21 protein-coding genes are annotated in these 22,821 nt (G+C 72.9%); 13 read left to right on the top strand and 8 right to left on the bottom strand.

Annotated elements, in window-relative coordinates:
- Positions 1-93: 93 nt before the first annotated feature.
- From QCD66_RS34835 to QCD66_RS34890, 12 genes are all read left to right on the top strand, one after another.
- Positions 94-1,581 (top strand): amidase, encoded by a 1,488-nt coding sequence (locus QCD66_RS34835; protein ID WP_375734542.1) that lies wholly within the window; start codon positions 94-96, stop codon positions 1,579-1,581.
- 84 nt (positions 1,582-1,665) lie between these two features.
- Positions 1,666-2,700: a LacI family DNA-binding transcriptional regulator gene (locus tag QCD66_RS34840; RefSeq protein WP_364216735.1), complete on the top strand. Its 1,035-nt coding sequence runs from the start codon at positions 1,666-1,668 to the stop codon at positions 2,698-2,700.
- On the top strand, positions 2,697-3,962 hold the full coding sequence (locus QCD66_RS34845; protein ID WP_375734541.1) for a sugar ABC transporter substrate-binding protein: 1,266 nt from the start codon (positions 2,697-2,699) through the stop codon (positions 3,960-3,962). The genes QCD66_RS34840 and QCD66_RS34845 overlap by 4 nt, the downstream gene beginning before the upstream one ends.
- A 1-nt stretch (position 3,963) precedes the next feature.
- Entirely contained in the window at positions 3,964-4,908 is a 945-nt protein-coding gene (locus QCD66_RS34850) for a carbohydrate ABC transporter permease (protein ID WP_375734540.1), read from the top strand.
- 2 nt (positions 4,909-4,910) lie between these two features.
- Positions 4,911-5,753, top strand: a complete 843-nt coding sequence (locus tag QCD66_RS34855; RefSeq protein WP_364216417.1) for a carbohydrate ABC transporter permease — start codon at positions 4,911-4,913, stop codon at positions 5,751-5,753.
- 28 nt (positions 5,754-5,781) lie between these two features.
- Positions 5,782-7,314 (top strand): glucoamylase family protein, encoded by a 1,533-nt coding sequence (locus QCD66_RS34860; RefSeq protein ID WP_375734539.1) that lies wholly within the window; start codon positions 5,782-5,784, stop codon positions 7,312-7,314.
- Positions 7,311-9,086: a GH39 family glycosyl hydrolase gene (locus tag QCD66_RS34865; protein ID WP_375734538.1), complete on the top strand. Its 1,776-nt coding sequence runs from the start codon at positions 7,311-7,313 to the stop codon at positions 9,084-9,086. Before QCD66_RS34860 ends, QCD66_RS34865 begins: the two co-directional genes overlap by 4 nt.
- A 239-nt stretch (positions 9,087-9,325) precedes the next feature.
- On the top strand, positions 9,326-10,294 hold the full coding sequence (locus QCD66_RS34870; protein WP_364216408.1) for a sulfite exporter TauE/SafE family protein: 969 nt from the start codon (positions 9,326-9,328) through the stop codon (positions 10,292-10,294).
- 189 nt (positions 10,295-10,483) lie between these two features.
- Positions 10,484-10,963 (top strand): hypothetical protein, encoded by a 480-nt coding sequence (locus QCD66_RS34875; protein WP_407566939.1) that lies wholly within the window; start codon positions 10,484-10,486, stop codon positions 10,961-10,963.
- Positions 10,894-11,316 (top strand): lasso peptide biosynthesis protein, encoded by a 423-nt coding sequence (locus tag QCD66_RS34880; RefSeq protein WP_407566940.1) that lies wholly within the window; start codon positions 10,894-10,896, stop codon positions 11,314-11,316. The genes QCD66_RS34875 and QCD66_RS34880 overlap by 70 nt, the downstream gene beginning before the upstream one ends.
- Complete coding sequence (locus QCD66_RS34885; protein ID WP_375733200.1) at positions 11,313-13,109, top strand: asparagine synthase-related protein; 1,797 nt, start codon at positions 11,313-11,315, stop codon at positions 13,107-13,109. Before QCD66_RS34880 ends, QCD66_RS34885 begins: the two co-directional genes overlap by 4 nt.
- 19 nt (positions 13,110-13,128) lie before the next feature.
- Entirely contained in the window at positions 13,129-14,160 is a 1,032-nt protein-coding gene (locus QCD66_RS34890; protein WP_375733199.1) for an NAD-dependent epimerase/dehydratase family protein, read from the top strand.
- Here QCD66_RS34890 and QCD66_RS34895 read toward each other — a convergent pair.
- From QCD66_RS34895 to QCD66_RS34920, 6 genes are read right to left on the bottom strand one after another with little or no spacing between them, the layout of a single operon-like run.
- A complete protein-coding gene (locus QCD66_RS34895; protein ID WP_357538766.1) occupies positions 14,145-14,273 on the bottom strand; it encodes a hypothetical protein in 129 nt (42 codons plus the stop codon). The genes QCD66_RS34890 and QCD66_RS34895 overlap by 16 nt on opposite strands.
- Positions 14,258-15,277, bottom strand: coding sequence for an SGNH/GDSL hydrolase family protein (locus QCD66_RS34900; protein WP_375733198.1), 1,020 nt, complete (start codon positions 15,275-15,277; stop codon positions 14,258-14,260). The genes QCD66_RS34895 and QCD66_RS34900 overlap by 16 nt, the downstream gene beginning before the upstream one ends.
- On the bottom strand, positions 15,258-17,012 hold the full coding sequence (locus QCD66_RS34905) for a carbamoyltransferase (protein ID WP_375733197.1): 1,755 nt from the start codon (positions 17,010-17,012) through the stop codon (positions 15,258-15,260). The genes QCD66_RS34900 and QCD66_RS34905 overlap by 20 nt, the downstream gene beginning before the upstream one ends.
- Before the next feature lie 34 nt (positions 17,013-17,046).
- On the bottom strand, positions 17,047-17,223 hold the full coding sequence (locus QCD66_RS34910; RefSeq protein ID WP_364216390.1) for a hypothetical protein: 177 nt from the start codon (positions 17,221-17,223) through the stop codon (positions 17,047-17,049).
- Entirely contained in the window at positions 17,220-18,770 is a 1,551-nt protein-coding gene (locus tag QCD66_RS34915) for a peptide ABC transporter substrate-binding protein (RefSeq protein ID WP_364216387.1), read from the bottom strand. Before QCD66_RS34915 ends, QCD66_RS34910 begins: the two co-directional genes overlap by 4 nt.
- 20 nt (positions 18,771-18,790) lie before the next feature.
- Positions 18,791-19,663 carry an alpha/beta fold hydrolase gene (locus QCD66_RS34920; RefSeq protein WP_375733196.1) on the bottom strand — a complete coding sequence of 291 codons (873 nt, stop codon included), beginning with the start codon at positions 19,661-19,663 and terminating at the stop codon, positions 18,791-18,793.
- A gap of 47 nt (positions 19,664-19,710) precedes the next feature.
- On the opposite strand from QCD66_RS34920, the gene QCD66_RS34925 reads away from it, so the two are divergent.
- Positions 19,711-20,388 (top strand): class I SAM-dependent methyltransferase, encoded by a 678-nt coding sequence (locus QCD66_RS34925; protein ID WP_364216381.1) that lies wholly within the window; start codon positions 19,711-19,713, stop codon positions 20,386-20,388.
- 47 nt (positions 20,389-20,435) lie between these two features.
- On the opposite strand, the gene QCD66_RS34930 is transcribed toward QCD66_RS34925, so the two are convergent.
- Positions 20,436-21,854 carry an FAD-binding oxidoreductase gene (locus tag QCD66_RS34930; RefSeq protein WP_357538773.1) on the bottom strand — a complete coding sequence of 473 codons (1,419 nt, stop codon included), beginning with the start codon at positions 21,852-21,854 and terminating at the stop codon, positions 20,436-20,438.
- A gap of 20 nt (positions 21,855-21,874) precedes the next feature.
- A complete protein-coding gene (locus tag QCD66_RS34935) occupies positions 21,875-22,798 on the bottom strand; it encodes a hypothetical protein (protein WP_375733195.1) in 924 nt (307 codons plus the stop codon).
- Positions 22,799-22,821: the final 23 nt, after the last annotated feature.

The raw sequence follows: 22,821 nt of genomic DNA on the forward strand, positions 1-22,821 counted from the left end.
GAGGCTGCGAGAAGCGGCGCGGCGGACGGCGACACCGGACCGGCCGCCGGCGGAGATCGGCCCGGCGGTGCCGGGCCGCGGCGGGAGGACGCGATGGAAGAGATCTTTTGGCTCGACGCGACCGGGCAGGCCGAACTGGTCCGCTCCGGTGAGATCAGCGCGACCGAACTCGTCGAGCATTCGATCGCGCGGATCGAGAAGCTGAACCCCGAGGTCAACGCGTTCATCCACACCAGCTTCGAGAAGGCGCGGGCGGTGGCCGCGGGCGCGCCGACCGGGCCGTTCGGCGGGGTGCCCTTCGCCGTCAAGGACCTGTTCCAGCAGAGCGCGGGCGACCCCTACCACTACGGCACCCGGTTCCTGAAGGACCTGGACTGGCGGGCGTCGGCCGACACGTGGATGGTGTCGAAGCTGCGGGCCGCCGGCTTCGTGCTGGTGGGGCGTACGAACACTCCGGAGATCGGCGCGTGGACGACGACGGAGCCCGACTCGTACGGCCCGACCCGCAACCCGTGGGACCTGAGCCGCTCGTCCGGCGGCTCAAGCGGCGGGTCGGCGGTGGCCGTCGCGACCGGGATGGTGCCGGCGGCGCACGCCAACGACGGCGGCGGTTCGGTACGGATCCCGGCCAGCGCGAACGGCCTCGTCGGACTGAAGCCGACCCGGGCCCGGGTGTCCCTCGGCCCGGAACTCGGCGAGGCGTGGGCCGGCCTGACCCACGAGTCGGCCATCACCCGCTCGGTACGCGACATCGCCGGCATCCTCGACGCGGTGGGCGGGATGGCGCCCGGTGACCCGTACACGGCGCCGACGCCGACGCGGCCCTACGTGCGGGAGGTCGGCGCGCCCGTCGGCCGGTTGAGGATCGGCATCCAGGTCGATCATCCGGCGGTCGCCCTCGACCCGGAGGTGGTGGCGGCGGTCCGGTCGACGGCCGCGTTGCTGGAGGAAATGGGTCACATCGTGGAGATCGCCCGGCCGGCGGCGCTCGACGCGCCGGCACCGGAGGCGCAGGTGCTGATGCCGGTGTTCCAGTACCTCGACATCGTGCGCTGGGGCAGGGCGATCGGCCGCGAACTGACCCCGGCCGACCTCGACCAGGACAACTGGGCGCTCGGCATGTACGGCAAGGACGTGTCCGCCGTCGCCTATCTCGAAGGGCTGTACGCGCTGCACGCCTGGTGCCGCCGGGTGGCCGCCTGGTGGAACCACGACGGGGACGGCACCGACGGCGGGCGCAAACCCGGGTACGACCTGCTGCTCACCCCGACCCTGCCGAGGCCCCCGGCGAAGCTCGGCGAGCTGCGGCCGGTCCCCGGCCAGCCGCTGGCCGGGTTCATGCGGTCCGGCGAGTACGTCAGCTTCACGTCGCCGTTCAACGCGACCGGGCAGCCGGCGATGTCGCTGCCGCTGCACTGGTCGGCCGACGGGCTGCCGATCGGGGTGCAGTTCGTGGCCGCGTACGGCCGGGAGGACCTGCTGATCCGGCTCGGCAGTGTGCTGGAGCAGGCCCGGCCGTGGGCCGACCGGCATCCGGTGATCGCGGGACAGCCAGCTGACCGACCCGAGCGAAACATGTAAATAGTCAGAAGTGCCGCATCGTGGATGTTGTGTTTCCAATGAGTTTCACGATGTTTCGGGGCGGTTAACGAATCGCCCGTGAAGATGAAAGCGCTTTCAAAAGGGAAGGCGTCGACCATCTACGAGGTGGCGCAGCGGGCCGGCGTGTCCATCGCCACCGTCTCCCGCGCGCTGCGGGACTCCGACCTGGTCACCGCCGACACCCGGGCGAAGGTCAAGGCAGCCGCCGCCGAACTGCGCTTCACCCCGAACCGGTCCGGCCGCGCGCTGGCCGAGGGCCGCCACGCGGCCAACGGCATCGTCTTCCCCGACCTGGTCGGCCCCTACTACGCCGAGGTCGTCCTCGGCTACGAGGAGGCCGCCGCGGCCGTCGGCAGCAGCGTGCTGATCCTGGCCACCCACGGGCGCGCCGACGCGGCCGCCGCCGTACAGGAACTCGCCGGCCGGGTCGACGGGCTGGCGATCATGGGGCAGACCGTCGGTGACGACGTCGTACGCGACATCGCCGCGACCGGGCTGCCCCTGGTGCTGCTCGCCCGCGCCCCGGTCGCCGGGGTCGACACCATCTCGACCCGCAACCAGCGGACCGCCGGCCAGCTCACCGAGCACCTGCTCGGGCACGGCCACCGCCGGTTCGCGTTCCTCGGCGACCCGGCCGGCTCCCCTGACGTGGCGGGGCGCTACGCCGGGCTCGCCGCCGCACTGCGGACGCGCGGCCTGGTGCCGCCCCCGCCCGTACCGTGCGGCCTCGACCTCGACAGCGGCGAACGGGCGGCCCGCGACCTGCTGGCCCACCCGCCCGACGCGGTGATCTGCGCCAACGACGAGATCGCGCTCGGCGTCCATCTCGCCGCCGAGCAGCGGCGGATCCACATCCCCGGCGACGTGGCGGTGACCGGCTGGGACGACCTGATGGCGGCCCGGTTCGCGCACCTGACCACCGTCGCGCAGCCGATGCGGGAGCTGGGCGCGGTCGCCGCCCGCTGGCTGCACCGGCGGATCGGCGAACGCACCGCGCGGACCGACGGCCGTACGAGCGCGGCCCGCCGGCGCGTCCTTCCCACCCGGCTCGTCGTCCGGCGTAGCTGCGGCACACACCCATCGGAGGTTCATAAATGACCAGGAAGTACAGCGCCGTGACGGCCGTCGCGGTGGCGCTGGCCGTCGCCCTGACCGCCGGTTGCGGTCGTGATTCGGCCGGCGGCGACGACGAGGCCCGGTCGGTCGCGGACGGCCCGGCGACCGGCGAGATCACCGTGTGGGCGATGGGTACGGAGGGCGAGAAGCTCGGTGCCTTCGCGCAGCGGTTCATAGCGGAGAACCCGGATGCCCGGGTGAACGTCACCCCGGTCCCGTGGGACGCGGCACACCAGAAGATCGCCAGCGCGATCGCGGCGAAGCAGACCCCGGACCTGTCGATGATCGGCACCACCTGGCAGGGCGAGTTCGCCGGGACCGGCGCGCTCGACCCGACCCCGACCGACCTGATCGCGCCGGACGCGTTCTTCCCCGGCGCCTGGGACACCACGGTGGTGAACGACACCGCCTACGGGGTGCCGTGGTACGTCGAGACCCGGGTCCTCTACTACCGCAAGGACCTCGCCGCGGCCGCCGGCTTCCCGACCGGGCCGGCGAACTGGGACGAGCTGAAGGCGATGGCCAAGGCCATCCAGGCCGGCGGGGCGCAGTGGGGCATCAACCTGCAGCCCGGCAAGACCGGGAGCTGGCAGACCGTGCTCCCGTTCGCCTGGTCGAACGGCGCGAACATCGCCGACGACATCGGCTACACGTTCGACTCGCCGGAGATGACCGAGGCCCTTGCCTACTTCCAGTCGTACTTCACCGAGCGGCTCGCCCCGACCGAGCTGGCCGAAGGGGCGCTCGAACCGGCGTTCGTACGCGGTGAGATCGGCGCGTTCGTCTCCGGGCCGTGGCACGTCGGGCTGCTCAACGAGCAGGGCGGGCCGGACTTCGCCGACAAGTTCGCGGTGGTGCCGATGCCGGCGAAGAAGAGCGCCACGTCGTTCATCGGCGGCAGCAACCTGGCGGTGTTCAAGGACGCGAAGAACCGCGACGGCGCGTGGAAGTTCATCGAGTGGCTGAGCCGCCCCGAGATCCAGGTGCAGTGGTACGCCGACTCCGCCGCGCTGCCGGCGGTGCAGGCCGCGTGGCAGGACGACAGCCTCTCCGGCGACGCCAACCTGAAGGTGTTCGGCGACCAGCTCGCCGACGCCAAGGCGCCGCCGACGTTCCCGACCTGGGAGCAGGTCGCGGCGGCGTTCGACATCGAGGTGGAGAAGCTGGCCAAGTCCGGCGAGGACCCGGCGACGGTGGCCCGTACGGTCCAGGACCGCGCGGCCTCGATCGGCACCGGAAACTGAGATGACCGCCGTCGACGTCAAGTCCGCGGCGGCGCCGCGGAAGGTGGGCGACCGCCCGGCGAAACGCCCGCCGAGGTGGCGGCGGGCGGTCACCGGCTGGGCGTTCGCCACCCCGTTCACCGCGCTGTTCCTCGTCTTCATGGCGTTGCCGGTCGTCGCGTCGCTGGCGATGAGCGTGACCGACCTGCGCTCCACCGATCTGCGGAACCCGCTCGCGGTCAACTTCGTCGGCCTGGACAACTACGCCCGGCTCTTCGGTGACGAACTGTTCGTCCGGTCCGCGGTGAACACGCTGGTCTTCGTGGTGGTCGGGGTGCCACTGACGATGGTGCTGGCACTCGGCGCGGCCAGCGCGCTGAACTCGGGACTGATCCGGTTCCGGGCGCTCTTCCGGGTCGGCTTCTACCTGCCCGTGGTGACCAGCATCGTCGCCATCGCCGTGGTCTGGCGGTTCCTGCTCGACCCGGAGGCCGGCCTGGTGAACAACCTGCTGCGGCTGGTCGGGGTCGACGGGCCGGCCTGGCTCGGCGACACCAGCACGGCCCTGCCGTCGCTGATCGTGATGGCGGCCTGGCGCAACTTCGGGTTCCTGATGGTGATCTTCCTCGCCGGCTTGCAGGGCATCCCGCAGCACCTGTACGAGGCGGCGACGCTGGACGGCGCCGGCCGGTGGCAGCAGTTCCGCAACGTCACCGTGCCGCTGCTGCGCCCGACGCTGCTGTTCGGCGCGGTCGTCACCGGCATCGGGTTCCTCCAAGTGTTCGAGGAGCCGTTCGTGATGACGCAGGGCGGGCCGCTGTCGTCGACCCTGTCGGTCTCCTACCACATCTACAACCAGTTCGGGTTCGGCAACTACGGCTACGCGGCGGCGGCCAGCTACGTGCTGTTCGTCGCGATCGTGGCGCTGTCGGTGCTGCAGTTCCGGCTGCTCGGCGAGAGGGACTGACGATGACGAGCGCTCAGCTGCGCGGCCGGGACCGGACGGCCCGGATCTCGCTGTACGCCGTACTCGTGGTGGGTCTGCTCTTCGTGGTCGGGCCGTTCGTCTGGATGGCGCTGGCGGCGGTGAAGCCGGAGGCGGAGATCCGGGCGGTGCCGCCGACCTGGCTGCCGGAGACGTGGACGCTGGCGAACTTCCAGGACCTGTTCACCCGGCTCGACTTCCCCACCTACTTCTTCAACTCGACCCTGGTGGCGGTGCTGGTCACCGCCGGCAACCTGGTGTTCTGCTCGCTGCTCGGGTACGCGCTGGCGAAGCTGAACTTCCCGGGCCGCAAGGCGCTGCTGCTGATCGTGCTCGGCATGCTGATGGTGCCCGGCATGGTGCTGTTCGTGCCGCAGTTCGTGCTGGTCAGCAACCTGGGGCTGGCCAACTCGTACGCCGGTCTGATCCTGCCGTACCTGGCCGGGCCGTTCGGGGTCTTCCTGATGCGGCAGTTCCTGCTGTCCATTCCGGACGACCTCATCGAGGCGGCCCGGGTCGACGGCGCCGGCGAGTGGCGGATCTTCTGGCAGGTCGTGCTGCCGCTGTGCCGGCCGGCGCTGGCCACGCTCGGCATCCTGACGTTCCTGTCGAGCTGGAACAACTTCCTGTGGCCGCTGGTCGTGGCCACCACCGAGGACAAGTACACGCTGCCGGTCGCGCTCGCGCTCTACAGCATCGGGCAGAACCGCACCGACTTCGGCCTGCTGCTGGCCGGCGCGGTCGTGGTCGTGCTGCCGGTCCTCGTCGTCTTCCTGGTCCTGCAACGGCACTTCATGCGCGGGATCGCCACCACCGGACTCAAGTGAGCACCACCCGGATAGACAGGAGCTGCCCGTGAGACGCCTGCTCGTACCCCTGCTGGCCGTGACCCTGGTCCTGACCGCCGGCGGAACCGCCGGGGCCGCCGACTCCGGCGACCGGACGCTGCGTACGTACGCGAAGGACACCTGGCGGTCGATGGTCGCCATGACCGACCCCGGCACCGGGCTGGTCGCCGACAACATCAGCGGCGACCTGCGTACGCCGTCGACGTACACCTCGCCGACCAACATCGGCGGCTACATGTGGTCGGCGGTGGTCGCCCGCGAGCTGGGCATCATCAGCCGGAACGAGGCCCGCGACCGGGTGTCGAAGACCCTGGACACGCTGGCCACCCTGGAGCATCACGACGAGTCCGGGATGTTCTACAACTGGTACGACCCGCGCGACGGCTCGGTGGTCACCGTCTGGCCGGACGACGGCAACCCGGTCTACCCATTCATGTCGAGTGTGGACAACGGCTGGCTGGCGGCGGCACTGCGGGTGGTCGGCGGCGCCCTGCCGGAGCTGCGGGGCAAGGCCGACCGGGTGCTGTCGAAGATGGACTTCGGCTTCTATTTCAACCCTGAGGCGGCCACCCCGATCGGCCCCCGGGGGCTGATCCGGGGCGGGTTCTGGGACGCCGCGCCGCCCGGCTGCTCGGTGCCGCAGAACGGGGTCTGGTTCACCTGCAACCACTACGACATCACGGTGACCGAGCCGCGGATCGCCACCTACCTCGGCATCGGCAGTGGGCAGATCCCACCGACGGCGTACTTCGACACGATGCGGACCCTGCCCGACAACTGCGACTACGCCTGGCAGGAGATGCGGCCGCGGGGCTTCACCACCACCCACCTCGGCCGTGAGGTCTACGAGGGGTCGTACCGCTACCGGGGCATCACGTTCGTGCCGAGCTGGGGCGGGGACATGTTCGAGGCGCTGATGCCGGACCTGTTCGTGCCCGAGGCGCAGTGGGGTCCGCGGTCGTGGGGCCGGAACCATCCGGCGACCGTCGCCGCGCAGATCGAGCACGGCCTGCACGACGCCGGATACGGCTACTGGGGCTTCTCACCCGCGTCGAACCCGGCCGGCGGGTACGCCGTCTACGGGGTCGACGCGATGGGCATGGACACCGACGGCTACCCGTCGGACGCGCAGGCGACGAAGTACGACGCCGGGTTCGAGGGCTGCCGCCCGGCCGGCCCCGACCCGGAGTACGGCGACGGCGTGGTGACCCCGCACGCGGCGTTCCTGGCGCTGCCGTACGCGCAGCGGCCGGTGGTGGACAACCTGGCCAAGCTCCGGCGCGACTTCGACGCGTACGGCCCGGGCGGCTTCTACGACGCGGTCAACGTCGGCACCGGGCAGGTCGCGAAGCGGCACCTGTCCCTGGACCAGGCGATGATCATGGGTGCGCTCGGCAACCACCTGGCCCGCGACGTGGTCAAGCGGGCCTTCGTGACGCCGCAGTTCGAACGCCGCATCCGGCCGCTGCTGGCGGCGGAGACGTTCAACGTCCCGGCCGGGCAGCGGTTGCCGCAGCTCACCGGAAAGGCCGCGTCGTGAGCGTGGCTTCCGCCCAGGCCAGTTGGTCGGCCCTGATGGGGGCCGGTGGCGCCCAGGACCGGGAACCGGGCGAGACGGTCGAGGCCGACCTGCGGGCACCCACCGGGGTCCGGGCGGTCGCCGGGCGCGACCAGGTCACCGTGTCGTGGGACCCGGTGCCGGACGCCATCGGCTACGTCGTCTACCGCGCCGGCTCGGCCGACGGCCCCTTCGAGGTGGTCGACTTCGGCGGCGGCGACGTCCTCGCGGTGCCGCACGGCCCGTTCGCCGACACCACCGACGGGCGGGGCGGCTGGTACGCCGTCGCCGCGCTGGCCACCGTCGCCGCCAGCGGGCCACTGTCGGCCCCCGACCGGGTCGGGCCGGGGCCGGCCGACGCCCGGGTGATCGTCGAGGTCGGCACCGGCTCGGCGCCGCTGGACCGGGTGTGGCGGGCGATGGTCGGCTCGGAGCACCTCAGTCACCTGCTCAGCGAGGACCTGACCGGCGGTCGGGTGATCGGCACCGACCTGTCGAACGCGCTGCGCCGGGTCCACGACGAGCTGGGCGTGGCGACCGTACGCGCGCACGGCATCCTCTGCGACGACCTGGCAGTCGTCCGCGACGGGGCGTACGACTTCAGCGGCGTCGACCGGGTCTACGACGCCGTCCTGGCGCTCGGCTACCGGCCGGTGGTCGAACTCGGGTTCATGCCCCGCGAACTGGCCCGGGACCCGTCCCCGACGGTGTTCACGTACGCCGGGATCATCTCGCCGCCGGGGGATCTCGACCGCTGGGCCGACCTGGTCCGGTCCCTGGTCAGCCACCTGGTCGACCGGTACGGCCGGGACGAGGTCCGCGACCACTGGGCGTTCGAGGTCTGGAACGAGGCGAACCTGTCGGTGTTCTGGTCCGGGACGCCCGAGGAGTACTGGCGGCTGTACGAGGTGACCGCCGGTGCGGTCAAGGACGTCGACCCGGGGATCGCGGTCGGCGGTCCGGGTTCGGCGGCGGTCGGCTGGATCGACGGGCAACTCGCCGTGGACGCACCGGTCGACTTCCTCTCCACCCACGTGTACGGCACCCCGCCGCTGGACCTGCGGCCGCTGGCCGGCGGGCGGCCGCTGCTGTGGACCGAGTGGGGTGTCACCCCGACCCACCACCACCCGGTCAACGACACGGTGTTCGCGGCGACGTTCCTGCTGCGCGGCATGCGCTCGGCGGCCGGCCGGGTGGCGGCGCTCGCGCCCTGGGTCGCCTCCGACCACTTCGAGGAGCTGGGCCGGCCGGAGCGGCTGTTGCACGGCGGGTTCGGCCTGCTCACCGTCGGTAACCTCGCCAAGCCGAAGTTCTGGGCGCTCAAGCTGGCCGAGCGGTTGGGGGAGGTCGAGCGGCCGGTGACGCTGACCGGCGACGGGGCGGGCAGCCTGGTCGAGGCGTGGGCCGGCGAGTCCGGGGTGCTGGTGTGGAACGGCACCCTCGACCAGTCCAGGCTGCGCGGCGCGGTCGGGCTCGACCGGCTGGTGACCGTACGGTTCACCGGGGTCGCGCCGGGTCGGCACACCGTACGGGTGTGGCGGGTCGACGGGCGGCACGCCAACATCGAGGCCCGCTGGGCGGCGCTCGGCGGTGGTGCCGACTGGCCGACCGGCGAGCAGTGGCTCGCCCTGGCCGCGGAGGACCGCCTCGACGAGGCCGAACCGGCCCGTACGGTGACCGCCGACGCGGACGGGACGGTGTCGGTGGAGATCGACCTGCCGATGCCCGGCATCGCGTACCTCGAACTGTCCTGACCGTGGCCGGGCAGCGCTCCTGGGTCCTTCCTCGGCAACCGCCACGGCACTCGTGATCATCTGCTGCCCACCAGCACGACACGCCGTACCTACAACGGCGGAACAACTAACGATCACCACACACCGTCACGTCAGGCCGGCCCCGGCGTCCCATCAGCCGATCAGCCCTTGACGTGGGCGCGTCCCGTACCGCATTGTCGACCAAATCGATAGGAGTTGCCGAAAAGTCGGAGGCGATCGTGCGCAAGCTGGTGGTCCTCGCCCTCGTGGGGCTGGTCGCGCAACTCGTCGACGGCGCACTCGGCATGGGCTACGGCCTGACCTCGACGTCCCTGCTGCTGGTCGCCGGGGTCACCCCGGCCGCAGCCTCGGCGTCGGTGCACCTCGCCGAGATCGGCACCAACCTCGCCTCCGGGGTCGCCCACTGGCGGTTCGGCAACGTCGACTGGCGGGTGGTGTCCCGGATCGCGATCCCCGGCGCGGTCGGCGCCTTCGCCGGGGCCACGATCCTCAGCGCGATCTCCACCAAGACGGCCGAGCCGTGGATGGCCGGCATCCTCTTCGTGCTCGGCGCCTACCTGCTGATCCGCTTCTCCCGACCGCTGGCGGCCCGCCGCCCGGCCGGACCGCTGCGCGGCCGGTTCCTCGGCCCGCTCGGCCTGTTCGCCGGCTTCGTCGACGCGACCGGCGGCGGTGGCTGGGGCCCGGTCGCGACCCCGGCCCTGCTGGTCTCCGGCCGGATGGAACCTCGCAAGGTGATCGGCTCGGTCGACACCGCCGAGTTCCTGGTCACGGTCGCCGCCAGCGTCGGCTTCCTCATCGGCCTGGGCGCCGGCGGGTTCCTGCTGCCGATGGTCCTGGCGCTGCTGATCGGCGGGCTCATCGCCGCCCCGGTCGCCGCCTACCTGGTGCGGATCGTGCCGGCCCAACTGCTCGGCGCGGCCGTCGGCGGCCTCATCGTGCTGACCAACTCGCGCACCCTGGTCGGCGCGGCCGACCTGCCCGGGGCGGCCCGCCCGGTCGTCTACGTCCTGCTGGCGGCCGGCTGGCTGACCGCGCTGGTGCTGTCCGTACGGATCGTGTTGCGGGCCCGTCGGGCGCGGCTGGCGGCGGCCACCGTCGCCGCGCGGGACGGCGCCGCCACCGCGCCCCGGCCGGAGGACGACGGCACGTCGGACACCCGGCCGCTGGAGCCCGCCAACCGGTGAAAGCCGGTCCTGGCGACCTTGCCGCGCCCCCGGGTGGATGTTTCAATGTAGACATTGACGGAATTGATCATCTGATCGACCCGGTGGCGCAATCGGCTGGCTGACCAGGCCAAATAGCTGACCAGGCCAGATAGTCGGCCGTTGCGGGTCGATCCGGCATCGCTGTCGACCGTCGGACGGGGAGGCGCGGTGGGTAGCGGCCCACTCCGGCAGGACGATCTCGAACTCGACGGCCCGCTCCACCTCGTCGAGTGCCCCGTCGGCCCGGCACCCGCCCGAACACCTTCCGCCCCCGACCCCCACGACGGGTCCCTACCGGCGTCGTCCGCGCCCGGCGTGCACTGGGCCGACTACGACGGGGACCTGATCGCGCTCGACCTGCGCACCGACCGCTTCGTCGCCCTCGGCGCGTACGCGTCCGCCGTCGTCTCGGCCACGCTCGGCACACCGGCCGCGCCCGGCCCCCGCGACGGCGAAGTCCTCGCCGCACTCGCCCGGCGCGGCCTGCTCACCGGCGGACCGGCCGCCGGGCCGTGGTCGCCCGCCCGCCCCGCCCGGCCCGGCGGGGTGACCACCAACGCCCCCGGCCGCTGGCCGGCGTGGCACGGACGGCACCGGCCGCCCGGCCGGGCCTTCCGCTGCTGCTCGCCGCCCGGTCGCACCTGCTGACATGCGAGCGCGAGCTGCGCCGGGACGGTCTTTCGGCCCTGCTCGCCGACCGGCCGGCGGAGCGTCCGGCGCGGCCCGACGACCTGCCGGTGGCCGCCCGGTTGGTCCGCGCCCACCTGGCCGTACGACGGCTCTGGTCCCGGCCCCAGCACCCGATGGCCGCGCCCGCCGCGCTGGCCCGGCACGCCTGGCGGGTCGGGCTGCCGGTCCGTCTCGTCGTCGGCGTGCAGAAGCATCCCCTCCACTCGCGGGCGTTCGTCGAACTGCGGGGCACGGTGCTCGACGACGATCCGGAACTGGCCGAGGCGCTGGCCCCGATCCTGGTGGTCGGACCGGAGGGGGAGGCCGCGTGACGCAGCTCGCCGGATACGTCGACCTGCACCCCGACCAGCGCCCCGCCCGCCGCCTGCGCGAACTGGTCGGCACGGCGGGATCGGTGCCGGTCGAGGGGGACGGCTGGCTGATCGCCGGCCTACCACCGTCCGCCCCCGTGGCCGGCGTTCCGGCGCGTGACCCGCTGCCCGGCGACGACGCGCCGGTGCCCGTCGTCGCCGGTACGGCGCAACGTGGCCTGCTCGTCGGCCGGCTCTTCGAGCGCGACGGCGACCTGTCGCGGCGGTGCGCCGAGCCGATCCCGCTGGAGTGGCTGGCCGACGACGGGGAGCTGCCCCGGCGCCGCTGGGGCCGCTACGCCGGCGCCGCCGTCCGGCCCGACGGCACCCTGCTGCTGGCCCGCGACCCGATCGGCCACCTGCCCTGCTTCCACGTGCCGTACGCGGGCGGGCTGGTGTTCGCGACCCGGATGGCGCTGCTGGTCGACCTCCTCGGCGAGCGCCCGGACTTCGACTGGGACCGGCTCGGCACGTTCGTGGTGCAGGGCCCCGGGCCGACCACCCGGACCGCGTGGCAGGGGGTGTCGCAACTGCCGCCGGGCACGCTGCTGCGCCGTACCGGGCGGGAAACCAGCCGGGAACCGCTGTGGAGTGCCGCCGCGGTGGCTGCGGGCGGCGGCGCCGACCCGGATCCGGACGCGTTGCGGGACACGCTACGGGCCTGCACCCGGGCCTGGGTCGGGTCGGCGCCGGTGGTGGCCCTCGACCTCTCCGGCGGGCTCGACTCGTCGGCGGTCGCCTGGGCGGTCCACGCCGACCTGCGCGGCGACCAGACCTTCCAGCCCAGGTACGTCTACTTCCCGGCCGGCGCGTCGCTGGACGAGCGCCCGCTCGCCGCAGCGGTCACCGAGCGGCTGGGCAGCGAACTGCTGGTGGTCGACGGCGCCGACCTGCTGCCGCTCACGCCGCCGAAGGGTCCGCTGCCCCGGGCCGACGCGCCGCAGTTGCAGTTCACCGAGGCCCGGCTCAACGAACTGCTCGCCGAGCAGGCCGGCCCGGCGGCCGAGGCGCTCGGTGGTGGCGGCGGCGATCAGGTCTTCGTGCTCAAGGGCGGTGGCGACCACCTCGCCGACCATCTGCGACGGCGGGGGCCGCTCGGGCTCGTCGAGGCCTGGCGGGAGAGCCGGCACGGCCTGACCCCGTTCCCGCAGTTGCTCGCCGCGGCCGGCCGGGAGCTGCGCCGGGCACGGCGCCGGGAGCCGGCGCTGACCGGCGACGACTTCGACTTCCCGCGTCCGGCCTGGCTGTCCCCGCCCGATCCGGGCACGCCGCTCGAACTGCCGGCGGGCGCGGCGGGGCTGTCCGCCGTCCGGGCCGGGCAGATCCTCGGCACCGCCTACTGGGGCGACGCCGTCGACCGGGAGCACCGCAACCCGCACCGGCCCAGCGTCTATCCGCTGCTGTCGCAGCCGGTCGTGGAGTTCGCGCTGCGTACGCCGGTGCCGGCGCTGGTCGACCACACCGGGGACCGGCTGCCGCTGCGCCGGGCGGTGCGCGGCCTGCTGCCGGAGTCGGCGACCGACGCGGCCGTGAAGGGCTCGTACGCCGGCATGTACCAGTTGGCGCTGCGGCACAACGCGGCGGTGGCGCGAGAACTGATCATGGACGGCCGGTGCGCCGAGCGGGGGCTCGTCGACCCGGAGTCGGCGCTCGCCGACCTGGTGGCCACCGGGCGCGGCTTCGTCCGCGGCCCGAACTGGCCGCTCTACAACCTGCTCGCGGTCGAGTTGTGGTGCCGGGCCTGGCGGCCTTAGCACCGGACGGGAGAAGACGATGCGGCTGCTCGTGCTCGGCGGTACGGCCTTCGTCGGCCGGGCGGTGGTGGAGGAGGCGCTGGCCCGGGCGTGGGACGTGACCGTGCTGAGCCGTGGCGTCAGCGGCCGGCCACCGGCCGGCGTACGGGCGCTGACCGGCGACCGGACCGACCCGGCCGACCTGCGGCGGCTGGCCGGCGAACGGTGGGACCTGGTCGTCGACACCTGGCGCGACGATCCGGCCGCGGTCCGCGCCAGCGCCGAACTGCTGGCCGGGTCGGTCGGGCGCTACCTCTACGTATCGAGCCTGTCGGTGTACCGCTGGCCGGCCTCCCCCGGCTTCGCCGAGGACGCGCCGCTGGTGCCGTACCCGCAGCCGGTCGACGGGGACGACTTCGACGCGTACGCGATGGCGAAGGCCGGGGGTGAGCGGGCCGTCGTGGACGCCTTCGGCGAACGTGGCCTGCTGGCCCGCACCGGCCTGATCCTGGGGCCGTACGAGTATGTCGGCCGGCTGCCGTGGTGGCTGCTGCGGATGGCCCGGGGCGGGCAGGTGCTGGCGCCGGGGCCGGCCGACCGCGGGTTGCAGTACGTCGACTCCCGCGACCTGGCGGCGTGGCTGCTGTCGGCCGGCGAGCGGGGGTTGTCCGGGCCGTACAACGTGCTGTCCGGGGTGGGTCACACGACCATGCGCGGGCTGCTCGACGCCTGCCGTACGACCACCGGCGGCGACGCCGAGCTGACCTGGGTCGACGAGGTCTTCCTCCTCGACCACGGGGTACGGGCGTGGAGCGAGCTGCCGATCTGGCTACCGGCGGGCGACCGGCTGGCCGCCAGCTACGAGGTCGACTCGTCGCGGGCGTTCGCGACCGGGCTGCTCGACTGCCGCCCGGTCGAGGAGACCGTCGCGGACACCTGGCGCTGGTTGGGCACGCTCGCCCCCGACCGGCTCGACGCCGAGGCCGGCCAGCGCAAGCCGTGGCTGACGGCAGAACGGGAGGCGGCGCTGCTGGCCGCCTGGCGGGATCGCGTCGCTCACCACAGTGGATAGACGTTCTCCCGGCTCTCGTCGGGCGGTTCGCGGCGGTCGTCGGTCCGCTTGCGGTTACGCCGGGACAGGCTCAGCACCACCCCGGTGACGGCACGGATCAGCTTGTCGAGCACAACCTCTCCCAGATGATGTCGGCGGCCTGCTGGTAGCCGTGGTCGGTCATGTGGACACGGTCGTAGAACGACCAGCCGGTGAACCGGCGGGCCGCCAGGTCGAGGAACTCGACCCCGAGTTCGGCGCAGCCGGCCGCCATCCGGTCGGCGTACGCGTCCCAGTTGGCGGCCACGTAGTCGCGGGCGGTGAGCCAGGGGCCCTGCCGTTCCCGGGCCAGGTCGAACAGTTCCCGTTCCGGCGGGGTCGGGGTACGCAGCACCGGGTCGGCGAACGGCTGGAGGCAGAACAGCACCCGCGCGTCGGGGCGGGCGGCACCGGCGATGATCCGCAGGTCGCGTAGTTGCCGGTCGAGCGCGGCAGTCATGCGGGCGGCGAGATGGTCGCCGGTGTCGGTGCTGGGCAGCACCTGGCCGGCGGTGTCGGCGGCCCGCTGGTCGGGGATGCCCCGACCGGGTTCGGCCACGGCCGCGGCGAGGTCGACGATCGGGGTACGCCCCAGGGTGGCGAGCGCCCCCTCGAAGAACAGCGGCCCGTAGACCTCGTTGTGGCCCAGGGACTGCAGCGACGCGAAGACGTTGTTGATCCCGGAGCAGATCAGGACGCTCCGCGCGGCGGCCAGGAAGGGGACGGCCGCGACGAGTTCCTGCAACGAGTTGCCGGCGTAGATGCCGAGGTTGAGGTAGGGCACGCCGCTGCGGTGGGCCAGCCGCGACGGCAGCGTGGTGCCGTCGCCGCTGGCGCCGACGCCGAACACGAACGACCCACCGAGGACGATCCCGCCGTCGAGGTCGCGCCACCGGTCGGAGTCGACCCGCCCCTGACCGGAGTCGGACAGGCGGTAGCCGAGCCGGTCGGTGCGGAAGACCGGGTTGTCGATTCCGGGCCGGCTGACGAACGTCACGTACGGGCGGAGGAACAGTTCGTTGGCGTCGTACTGCTCGAACTGCGGGACGAGTTCGTACCGCTTGTTCCGGTGCGCCCGCTCAAGATCGCGAAATGACACGGTCCTCCATCACCAATGCGTCGAGTTCACTGCGCCCGAAGGTGGAGATGGCCTCCTCGGGCGTGGCGACGATCGGTTCGCCGCGCAGGTTGAACGAGGTGTTGAGCACGCAGCCGAGGCCGGTCCGCTGCCCCAGTTCGCTGATGACCGAGTGGAAGAGCGGGTTCGTCTCGGGTGCGACGGTCTGGATCCGGCCGGTGCCGAAGTGGTCGACGGCCGGGGCACTGGCCGCGAACCGCTCCTCGAGCGGCATGACCATGAGCATGAACCGGGTCGGCCACTGGTCGGTGCCGTCGCCGGTGACGTATTCGGCCGCCCGGTCGTGCAGCATGGCCGGGGCGAAGGGGCGGAACGGCTCGCGGAACTTCACCTTCTTGTTGATCAGGTCCTTGATGCCGGGGCCGCGCGGGTCGGCCAGGATGCTGCGGTTGCCCAGCGCCCGCGGCCCCCACTCGAAGCGGCCCTGGAACCAACCGATGACGAGGCCGTCGGCGAGCATGTCGGCGACCGTCGCGGCCAGCGCGGCCGGGTCCGGCTGCGTGGTGTACGCCAGCCCGGCCCGGTCGAGCGCCCGGGTCACCGCGTCCGGGGTGGCCTGGGCACCCCAGTACGCGTGCCGCATCACGAACCGGCGCGGCTGCCCGAGCAGGACGTGGTGGGCGTACAGGGCCGCGCCGAGCGCGCCGCCGGAGTCGCCGGGGGCGGGCGGGATGTACAACTCCTCGACCCCGGCCCGGCGCAGGACCTGGTAGTTGGCCACCCCGTTGAGGGCGACCCCGCCGGCCATGCAGAGCCGGCGGTGGCCGGTGACCTCGACCGCCCGCCGGGCCATCGCCACCACCGCGTCCTCGGTGAACTGCTGCACGCTGGCCGCGACGTCGGCGTAGCGGCGGGCCCGCTCCCCGACGGCGCCCTCGGCCGCCGGGTCGAGTTCGACCCCGGGCGGGCAGGGCGGCATGCCGAGCAGCTCGGCGAGCCGGGGGTGGAAGCCGTTGCGGACCGAGCGGTGGTAGCGGAAGTAGCGCATGTCGAGCCAGAGGCTGCCGTCGTCGTACTGGCGGGCGATCCGGTCGATTTCGGCCCGGTAGCGCGGCCGGCCGTAGGCGGCCAGCCCCATCACCTTGTATTCGCCCTCGTTGACCTGGAAGCCGAGGAACTCGGTGAAGGCGGAGTAGAGCATCCCGAGCGAGTGCGGGAAGTGCATCGTCTCCTTCAGCCGGAGCCGGTTCTCGCCGGTGCCGTCCCAGGCCGCCTGCCCCTCGCCGATGCTGGTGGTGGCCCACTCGCCGACGCCGTCGATGGTGAGGGTGGCCGCGGCGTCGAACGGGCAGGCGAAGAAGGACGAGGCGGCGTGCGACAGGTGGTGTTCGACGAAGAGCACCCGGGACGCGGGTATGCCGACCGTCTCGCGGATCTGGTCGCCGACCGCCTGCCGGGCGCCGCCGTGGGTGAAGAACCGCTCGAACGGGCCGAAGCTGTGCGGCACCTCGCTGAGGATGGTGGCCACCGCCCGCTCGGCCTTGAGCCGCGGCTTCTCGTAGAAGACGACGTGGTCGAGGTCGCCCGCGCCGAGGCCGGCCGACTCCAGGCAGAACCGGATCGCGTTGACCGGGAAGCGGTTGTCGTGCTTGCGCCGGCTGAACCGCTCCTCCTCGGCCGCGGCCACGAGCTGTCCGTCGACGAGCAGCGCGGCCGCCGAGTCGTGGAAGAAGGCGGAGATGCCGAGGATGATCATGCTGTGCTCCGGGGCCGGATCGCAGGGACGGCGGTCAGTTGAGCCGGCGGGCGCCGTCCAGGGTGGCGGGCCCGGGCCGGGCCGGCCGCCAGTTGGTGCCCGTCGGTGGCCGGCGCACGCCGAGCGGGTCGCCGAGCAGGCGTACGACGACCCCGACCGGCACCAGCAGGCCGTACGCGACCAGCAGCAGGCCGCGCCGCAGCCGGGTCACCGGTCCACCACCCGTACCTGGTGCATCCACGGCCGGGCGGCGAACTGGTTGTGGGTGCCGACCCGGTAGCCGTGCACACGGCGGTTGATCCCGTAGATGCCCTTCAGGAAGACGAGCATCGGCGCCGGGACGAGTTCGGCCATCCGGGCCTGGTAGCGGTGGTAGATCCGGCGCCGCTCGGCCCGGTCGACGGTGCCGAGGCCGGCGTCGAGCACCGAGTCGACCTCGGGGTCGGTGAAGGCGGAGCAGTTGAACCCGGCCTCGATGGCCGCCGACGAGAACAGCTCCGACTGGTCGGGGTCCTGACCCCAGGTGTAGGCGAGCAGGAAGACGCCGAAGTCGCGGCGCTGCACGACCTTGCCCATCAGCTCGCCGAAGTCGAGCAGGGTCAGTTCGACGTCGACGCCGAGGCGACGCCAGCTCTCGGCGAGGACGTGGGCGGTGTCGACCCACGCCTTCGTGTTGGTGCCGGCGACGACCTCGAACCGCAGCGGCTCGCCGTCGCGTTCGCGTACGCCGCCCGGCCCCGGCCGCCAGCCGGCCTCGTCCAGCAGCGCCGCCGCCCGCTCCGGCTGGTAGGGGTAGCGCGGCTCGACGCCCGGATCGTAGGCCCAGGAGGTGGGCGGCAGGACCGAGTCGGCGACGCTCGCCTGCCCGAGGTAGACCTCCTTGACCATCGTCTCCCGGTCGACCGACAGCAGCAGCGCCTGGCGGACCCGGACGTCGCCGAGGATGCGGCCGGCCGGGGTGGCCGGATCCAGCTGGCAGGCGTAGAAGTTGCCGGTCGGCAGGTCGATGACGGTCGTGTCGAGGTGCGGCACCCCGGCGAGTTCGCCGAGCCGGGACGGGTCGACCAGGCCGACGTCGACGGTGCCGGCGCGTAGCGCGTCGGCGACCGCCAGGCCGGTCGGGAAGATCCGGTAGACGAACCCGTCGAGCTGGCTCGGTCCCCGGTGGTAGTTGGGGTTGCGGGTGAAGCGGATCTCGTCCGGGGTGCGTTCGGTGACCGCGAAGACGCCGCTGACGACCGTGGGGGCGGTGTTGTAGCCGTCGAGGTTCGCCACCGCGTCGGCGGTGGGCTCCGGCAGGACGTGCCGGGGCAGGATGCCGTGCTGGGCGTGGCCGGTCAGGAACGGCGCGTACTCCCGGTGGGTGCGGAAGACCACGGTACGGGGATCGGCGGCGGAGACGTCGGCCAGGTGCCGGGTCAGCTCGCCGCGGTGCGGTGAGGGCAGCTCCCCGTACGCCGGGTCGATCATCAGCCGGTAGGTGAAGACCACGTCGTCGGCGGTCAGCGGCGTCCCGTCCGACCAGCGCAGGCCGTCGCGCAGCGCGAAGCGGTAGGTGCGACCGTCGGCCTCGACGGTGGGCACCTCGACCGCGAGGGCGGGCAGCAGGTTGCCGTCGGCGTCGGAGGTCAGCAGCCCTTCGAAGCACAGCCCGGACACCAGGGAGCTGAAGGTGTCCTGCACGAGCACCGGGTTGAAGGTGTCGATGTCCTCCGCCCAGCCCTCGACGAGCGTGGCCCGGTTCGGGTCGTCGGTCATGGTCTATCCCTCCGGTGGGCTTACTGGTGCTGGAGCAGCCAGGCGTGGACGTCGGTGACGCGGTGGGCGAGCACGGCGAGGTGGCCGTCGGTCGGCGGTAGGTCGATCCGTTCGGCCCGCAGCGTCGCGGCCAGCCAGTCGGCGTGGGCCGCCGGAACCATGGCGTCCTGTTTGCCGTGCCAGACGCCGACCGGGCAGGTGATCGCGGCCAGGTCGAATCCCCAGGGCCGGACGAGGGCGAGGTCGTCGTCGGACCACCCGTCGAGGCCGGGCCGCAGCCCGGCCCGGATGCCGTCGACGAGAGGGCCGCCGAACCCGGTCCGGGCGACCTGTGCGTCGGCCTCGTCGAGAAACCCGTCGAGCTGGTCGATGAGGTCCTGCCGGTCGGCGGTCGCCATCGCGGTCGCGGTCGGTTGGAGCAGCGGGTTGAGCGCCTCCGCTCCCTGGCGGGCGGCGACCAGTTCGGCCACGTTGTCCTCGCGCATGCCGTCGAGTACGTCGAATCCGGGCGCGTCCCAGGGGGCCAGCCCGCCGAGCGAGGCGACGGCGGTGACCCGGCCGGGGAGCAGGGCGGCGCAGGCCAGGGCGTGCGGCCCGCCGCCGGAGACACCCCAGGTGGCGAACCGGTCGATGCCGAGCGCGTCGGCGACCGCGGCGACGTCGGCGGCGATGTCGGCCACCGAGCGCCCGGGCAGCCGGGTGGACCGGGCGTAGCCGGGGCGGGCGACCCCGAGGAGGCGGATGCCCCGCCGCCGGGCGTCGTCGGACCAGGTGGGCCAGAGCAGCGGCGCACCTGGGGTGCCGTGGTGGACGACGACCGGCCAGCCCTCCGGCAGGCCGTCCTCGACCACGTGGAGCTGGCGCCCGTCCCTCTCGACCGTGTGCTCGTGCATGTGATCCCTTCCGCGTGGTTCGTGGTTCTTCGGTACCGTCAGCGGATGTGACCCCGCCTGACATCGATCCCGACGATGCGCTCCTCGACCGGATCCGGGTCGCCTACGACACGGTGGCCGAGCCGTACGCCGACCAGTTCGCCGACGAACTCGCGCAGAAGCCCCTGGACCGGGCCCTGATCGACGGCTTCGCCGACCAGGTACGCGCCACCGGCGTCGACGGCCCGGTCGCCGATCTCGGTTGTGGCCCCGGTCAGGTGACCCGCCATCTCGCCGACCGTGACCTGCCCGTGTTCGGGGTGGACCTGTCGCCCGAGATGGTGCGCCTGGCCCGGGAACGCCATCCGGGGCTCGACTTCCGCGCCGGCTCGATCCTCGGGCTCGCGGTCGCCGACCGCAGCCTGGCCGGCGTGCTGTCGCTCTACTCCGTCATCCACCTGCCCCGGCCGGTGCTGCCCCGGGCGCTGGCCGAGTTCTACCGGGTGCTGCGGCCGGGTGGAATCCTGCTGCTCGCCTTCCACGTGGGCGCCGGCCAGTTGCACGTCGACACCTGGTTCGACCGGCCGGTGTCGTTCGACGGCCACCTGTTCGACCCCGACGACGTGGCGGACTGCCTGGCCGAAGCCGGCTTCGAGGTGCGGGCCCGGATGCGGCGCCAGCCGTATCCGGGCATCGAGGCGCCGACCGAGCGGGCGTATCTGTTCGCGCACCGCCCGGCCGGTTAGCCGGGACCGCGTCGTCGGGGTCGTCGCCATGGCCGGTTCCGCCGTCCTCAGCCCAGCGGGATCGACTGTTCGAACCGGAAGAGGTTCTGCGGGTCGTACTGCGACTTGATCCGCTTGAGCCGGGCGAAGTTCTCGCCGTAGTAGGCGTCGCCCCAGTTGGTCAGGTCGGGGTCGGGGAAGTTCGGGTAGACCCGGCCGCTGCCCCACGGGTGCACCGCCGACCAGGACTCGGTCACCCACCGGTAGGCCGCCTCCTTCGCCCCCTGTGACGCCTCCGGCGTGACCATGACGGCGTGCTTGAGGCTGAACGAGGTGTCCCGGTGGACGAACGCGGTCGCGTGCCGGTCGGTACGGGCGTATCCGCCGCCCCACGGCGCCAGTTCCAGCCCGCGTACCTCGCCGGCGGTGCGGCCGGCGACGAAGACCTCGGCCAGCCGGTCGATCGCCTCGTCGGCGATCGGGCCGTCGAAGAACTCGCCCTTGGTGAACCGGCAGCCCTGCCGTTCGATCTGCCCCTGCGGGGTCTCCACGACCTGGTTGTTGACCGCGCTGAGCAGGCCGGCCTGGTAGAGCGCCGTCTCCCGGTAGTCCATCTCGCGGCAGTTGACCCGGGCGGGTTCCCGGCCGCAGCGCTCGACGAGTTCGCCGATCAGCTTCATCGCGTCGGACTCGGTGCCGACCATCGCCCCGAAGAGTTCGGCGACGGCCGGCTCGTCGAGGTCGTCCATGGCGGTGAAGCCGAGGCCGGCGGTCATCTCCTCCGGCGCCGACGGTGCCCACCGCTGCCAGGCCTTCAACACCTCGGCCGCGTCCTGGAAGTCCCACTCGATGTAGAAGTTGGTCATCCGGGGTGCCGGCCGGGCGTCGAACGTCAACGCGGTGACCACGCCGAAGTTGCCGGCGCCGGCGCCGCGCAGCGCCCAGAAGAGGTCCGGGTGGCGCTCGGCGTCCGCGGTGACGACGGTGCCGTCGGCGAGGACCACCTCCGCGCCGACCATGTGGTCGAGGGTCAGCCCGTAGAGCCGGCCGAGGACTCCGATGCCACCGCCGAGGGTGGTGCCGCCGACGCCGACGGACGGGCAGGAACCACCGGGTACGACGAGTCCGTGGTCGATCAGCGCGTTGGTCATCGCGCCGATCCGGATGCCGGAGCCGACCTCGACCCGTGATCCGTCCACTTTGACCTGTGCCATCGGGGTGACGTTGACGACCATGCCCCGGCTGGACGAGTAGCCGGCGAAGCAGTGGCCGCCGCTGCGTACCGCGAAGTCGATGTCGTTGCGCCGGGCGAACGCGAGCGCCTCGATCACGTCCTGGGGCGTGGCGCACATGACCACCGCCTGCGGCAGGATCTCGTCGAAGCGGGCGATGAACGGTTTGCGCGTCCACTCGTACGCGGGATCGCTGTCGAGCAGCAACTCTCCGTCGAGCGACCGTGCCAGGCTCGACCAGTCGATACCGACCATGGAATGCTCCTCGTTTCTTTCTAGGCGATCCGGTGCGCGTGGGTCGGCGCCGGCCGGCAGGTGGTGAACAGTCGGGTGTCGATGTCGTCGGTCCGGCTGAAGAAGTGGAAATCCAGGTCGGGTCCCTTTCCGGTGGCCGGGTAGCCGAGCATGAACGCCGGGTCGGTGAGCGGCTTCATCGACAGCAGCAGGTCGGCCACGTCCCATCCGTCGGCGGGGTCGACGAGGGTGGACGGCACCGGGACGAAGCCGAGACGGGCCTTGAACGCGAAGAGGCCGGGCATCACCAGGTGCCCGTACAGGTTGGGGTCGTTGCCGAGGGTGACCCGGGGGTAACCGGCCTCGCGGGCGGCCCGCACCGCCTCCAGGTAGATCACCCGGGACAGGCTGGCGTTGCGCTGCTCGCCGGCGACGGCGGAGAACCGGACCCGGGTGACGGCGGCCTCGGGGCAGAACTCGCCGATCGCCGCGCCCCGCAGGTCGTCGCCCCGGTAGGCACCGATCAGGAAGAACCGGTCGAGCTTGGCGCTGATGGCCGCCCAGTGCGCGCCGGCCACCGGAAGACCGTTGCGCAGCCGCGACACCGCGTCGGTGTAGAGCCCGAGGAACGCGTGCCAACCGGCCTCGTCGAGCGGTGCCTGCCGCCAGGTCAGCTCGGCGGCGGCCACCGCGCGGCGGGCCTTGGACACCCCCTCGCGCTCCTTGCGGGAGATCCGGGACAGGAAGTCGCGTTCGTCGGCGCCGGTGTCGGCGAGCCAGGTGACCCGGTCCGGCTTCACCACGAAACCGGCCGCGGCCAGGTCGGCCCAGGCGCCGGGGTCCGGCCGGTCGACCCGGATCAGGTCGATGTCGGACTGGTGGCCCGACCAGTCGGTGTCCAGCGCCTCCCGGACACCGACGGTCGCCATCCGCAGCCCGACCAGTTCGGTGGTCTGCACGTTCACCGCCCCACCGACCGGGCCGGGCG

Origin of the sequence: Polymorphospora sp. A560 (assembly GCF_045781765.1) — a bacterium.
GTDB classification, from domain to species: Bacteria; Actinomycetota; Actinomycetes; order Mycobacteriales; family Micromonosporaceae; genus Polymorphospora; species Polymorphospora lycopeni.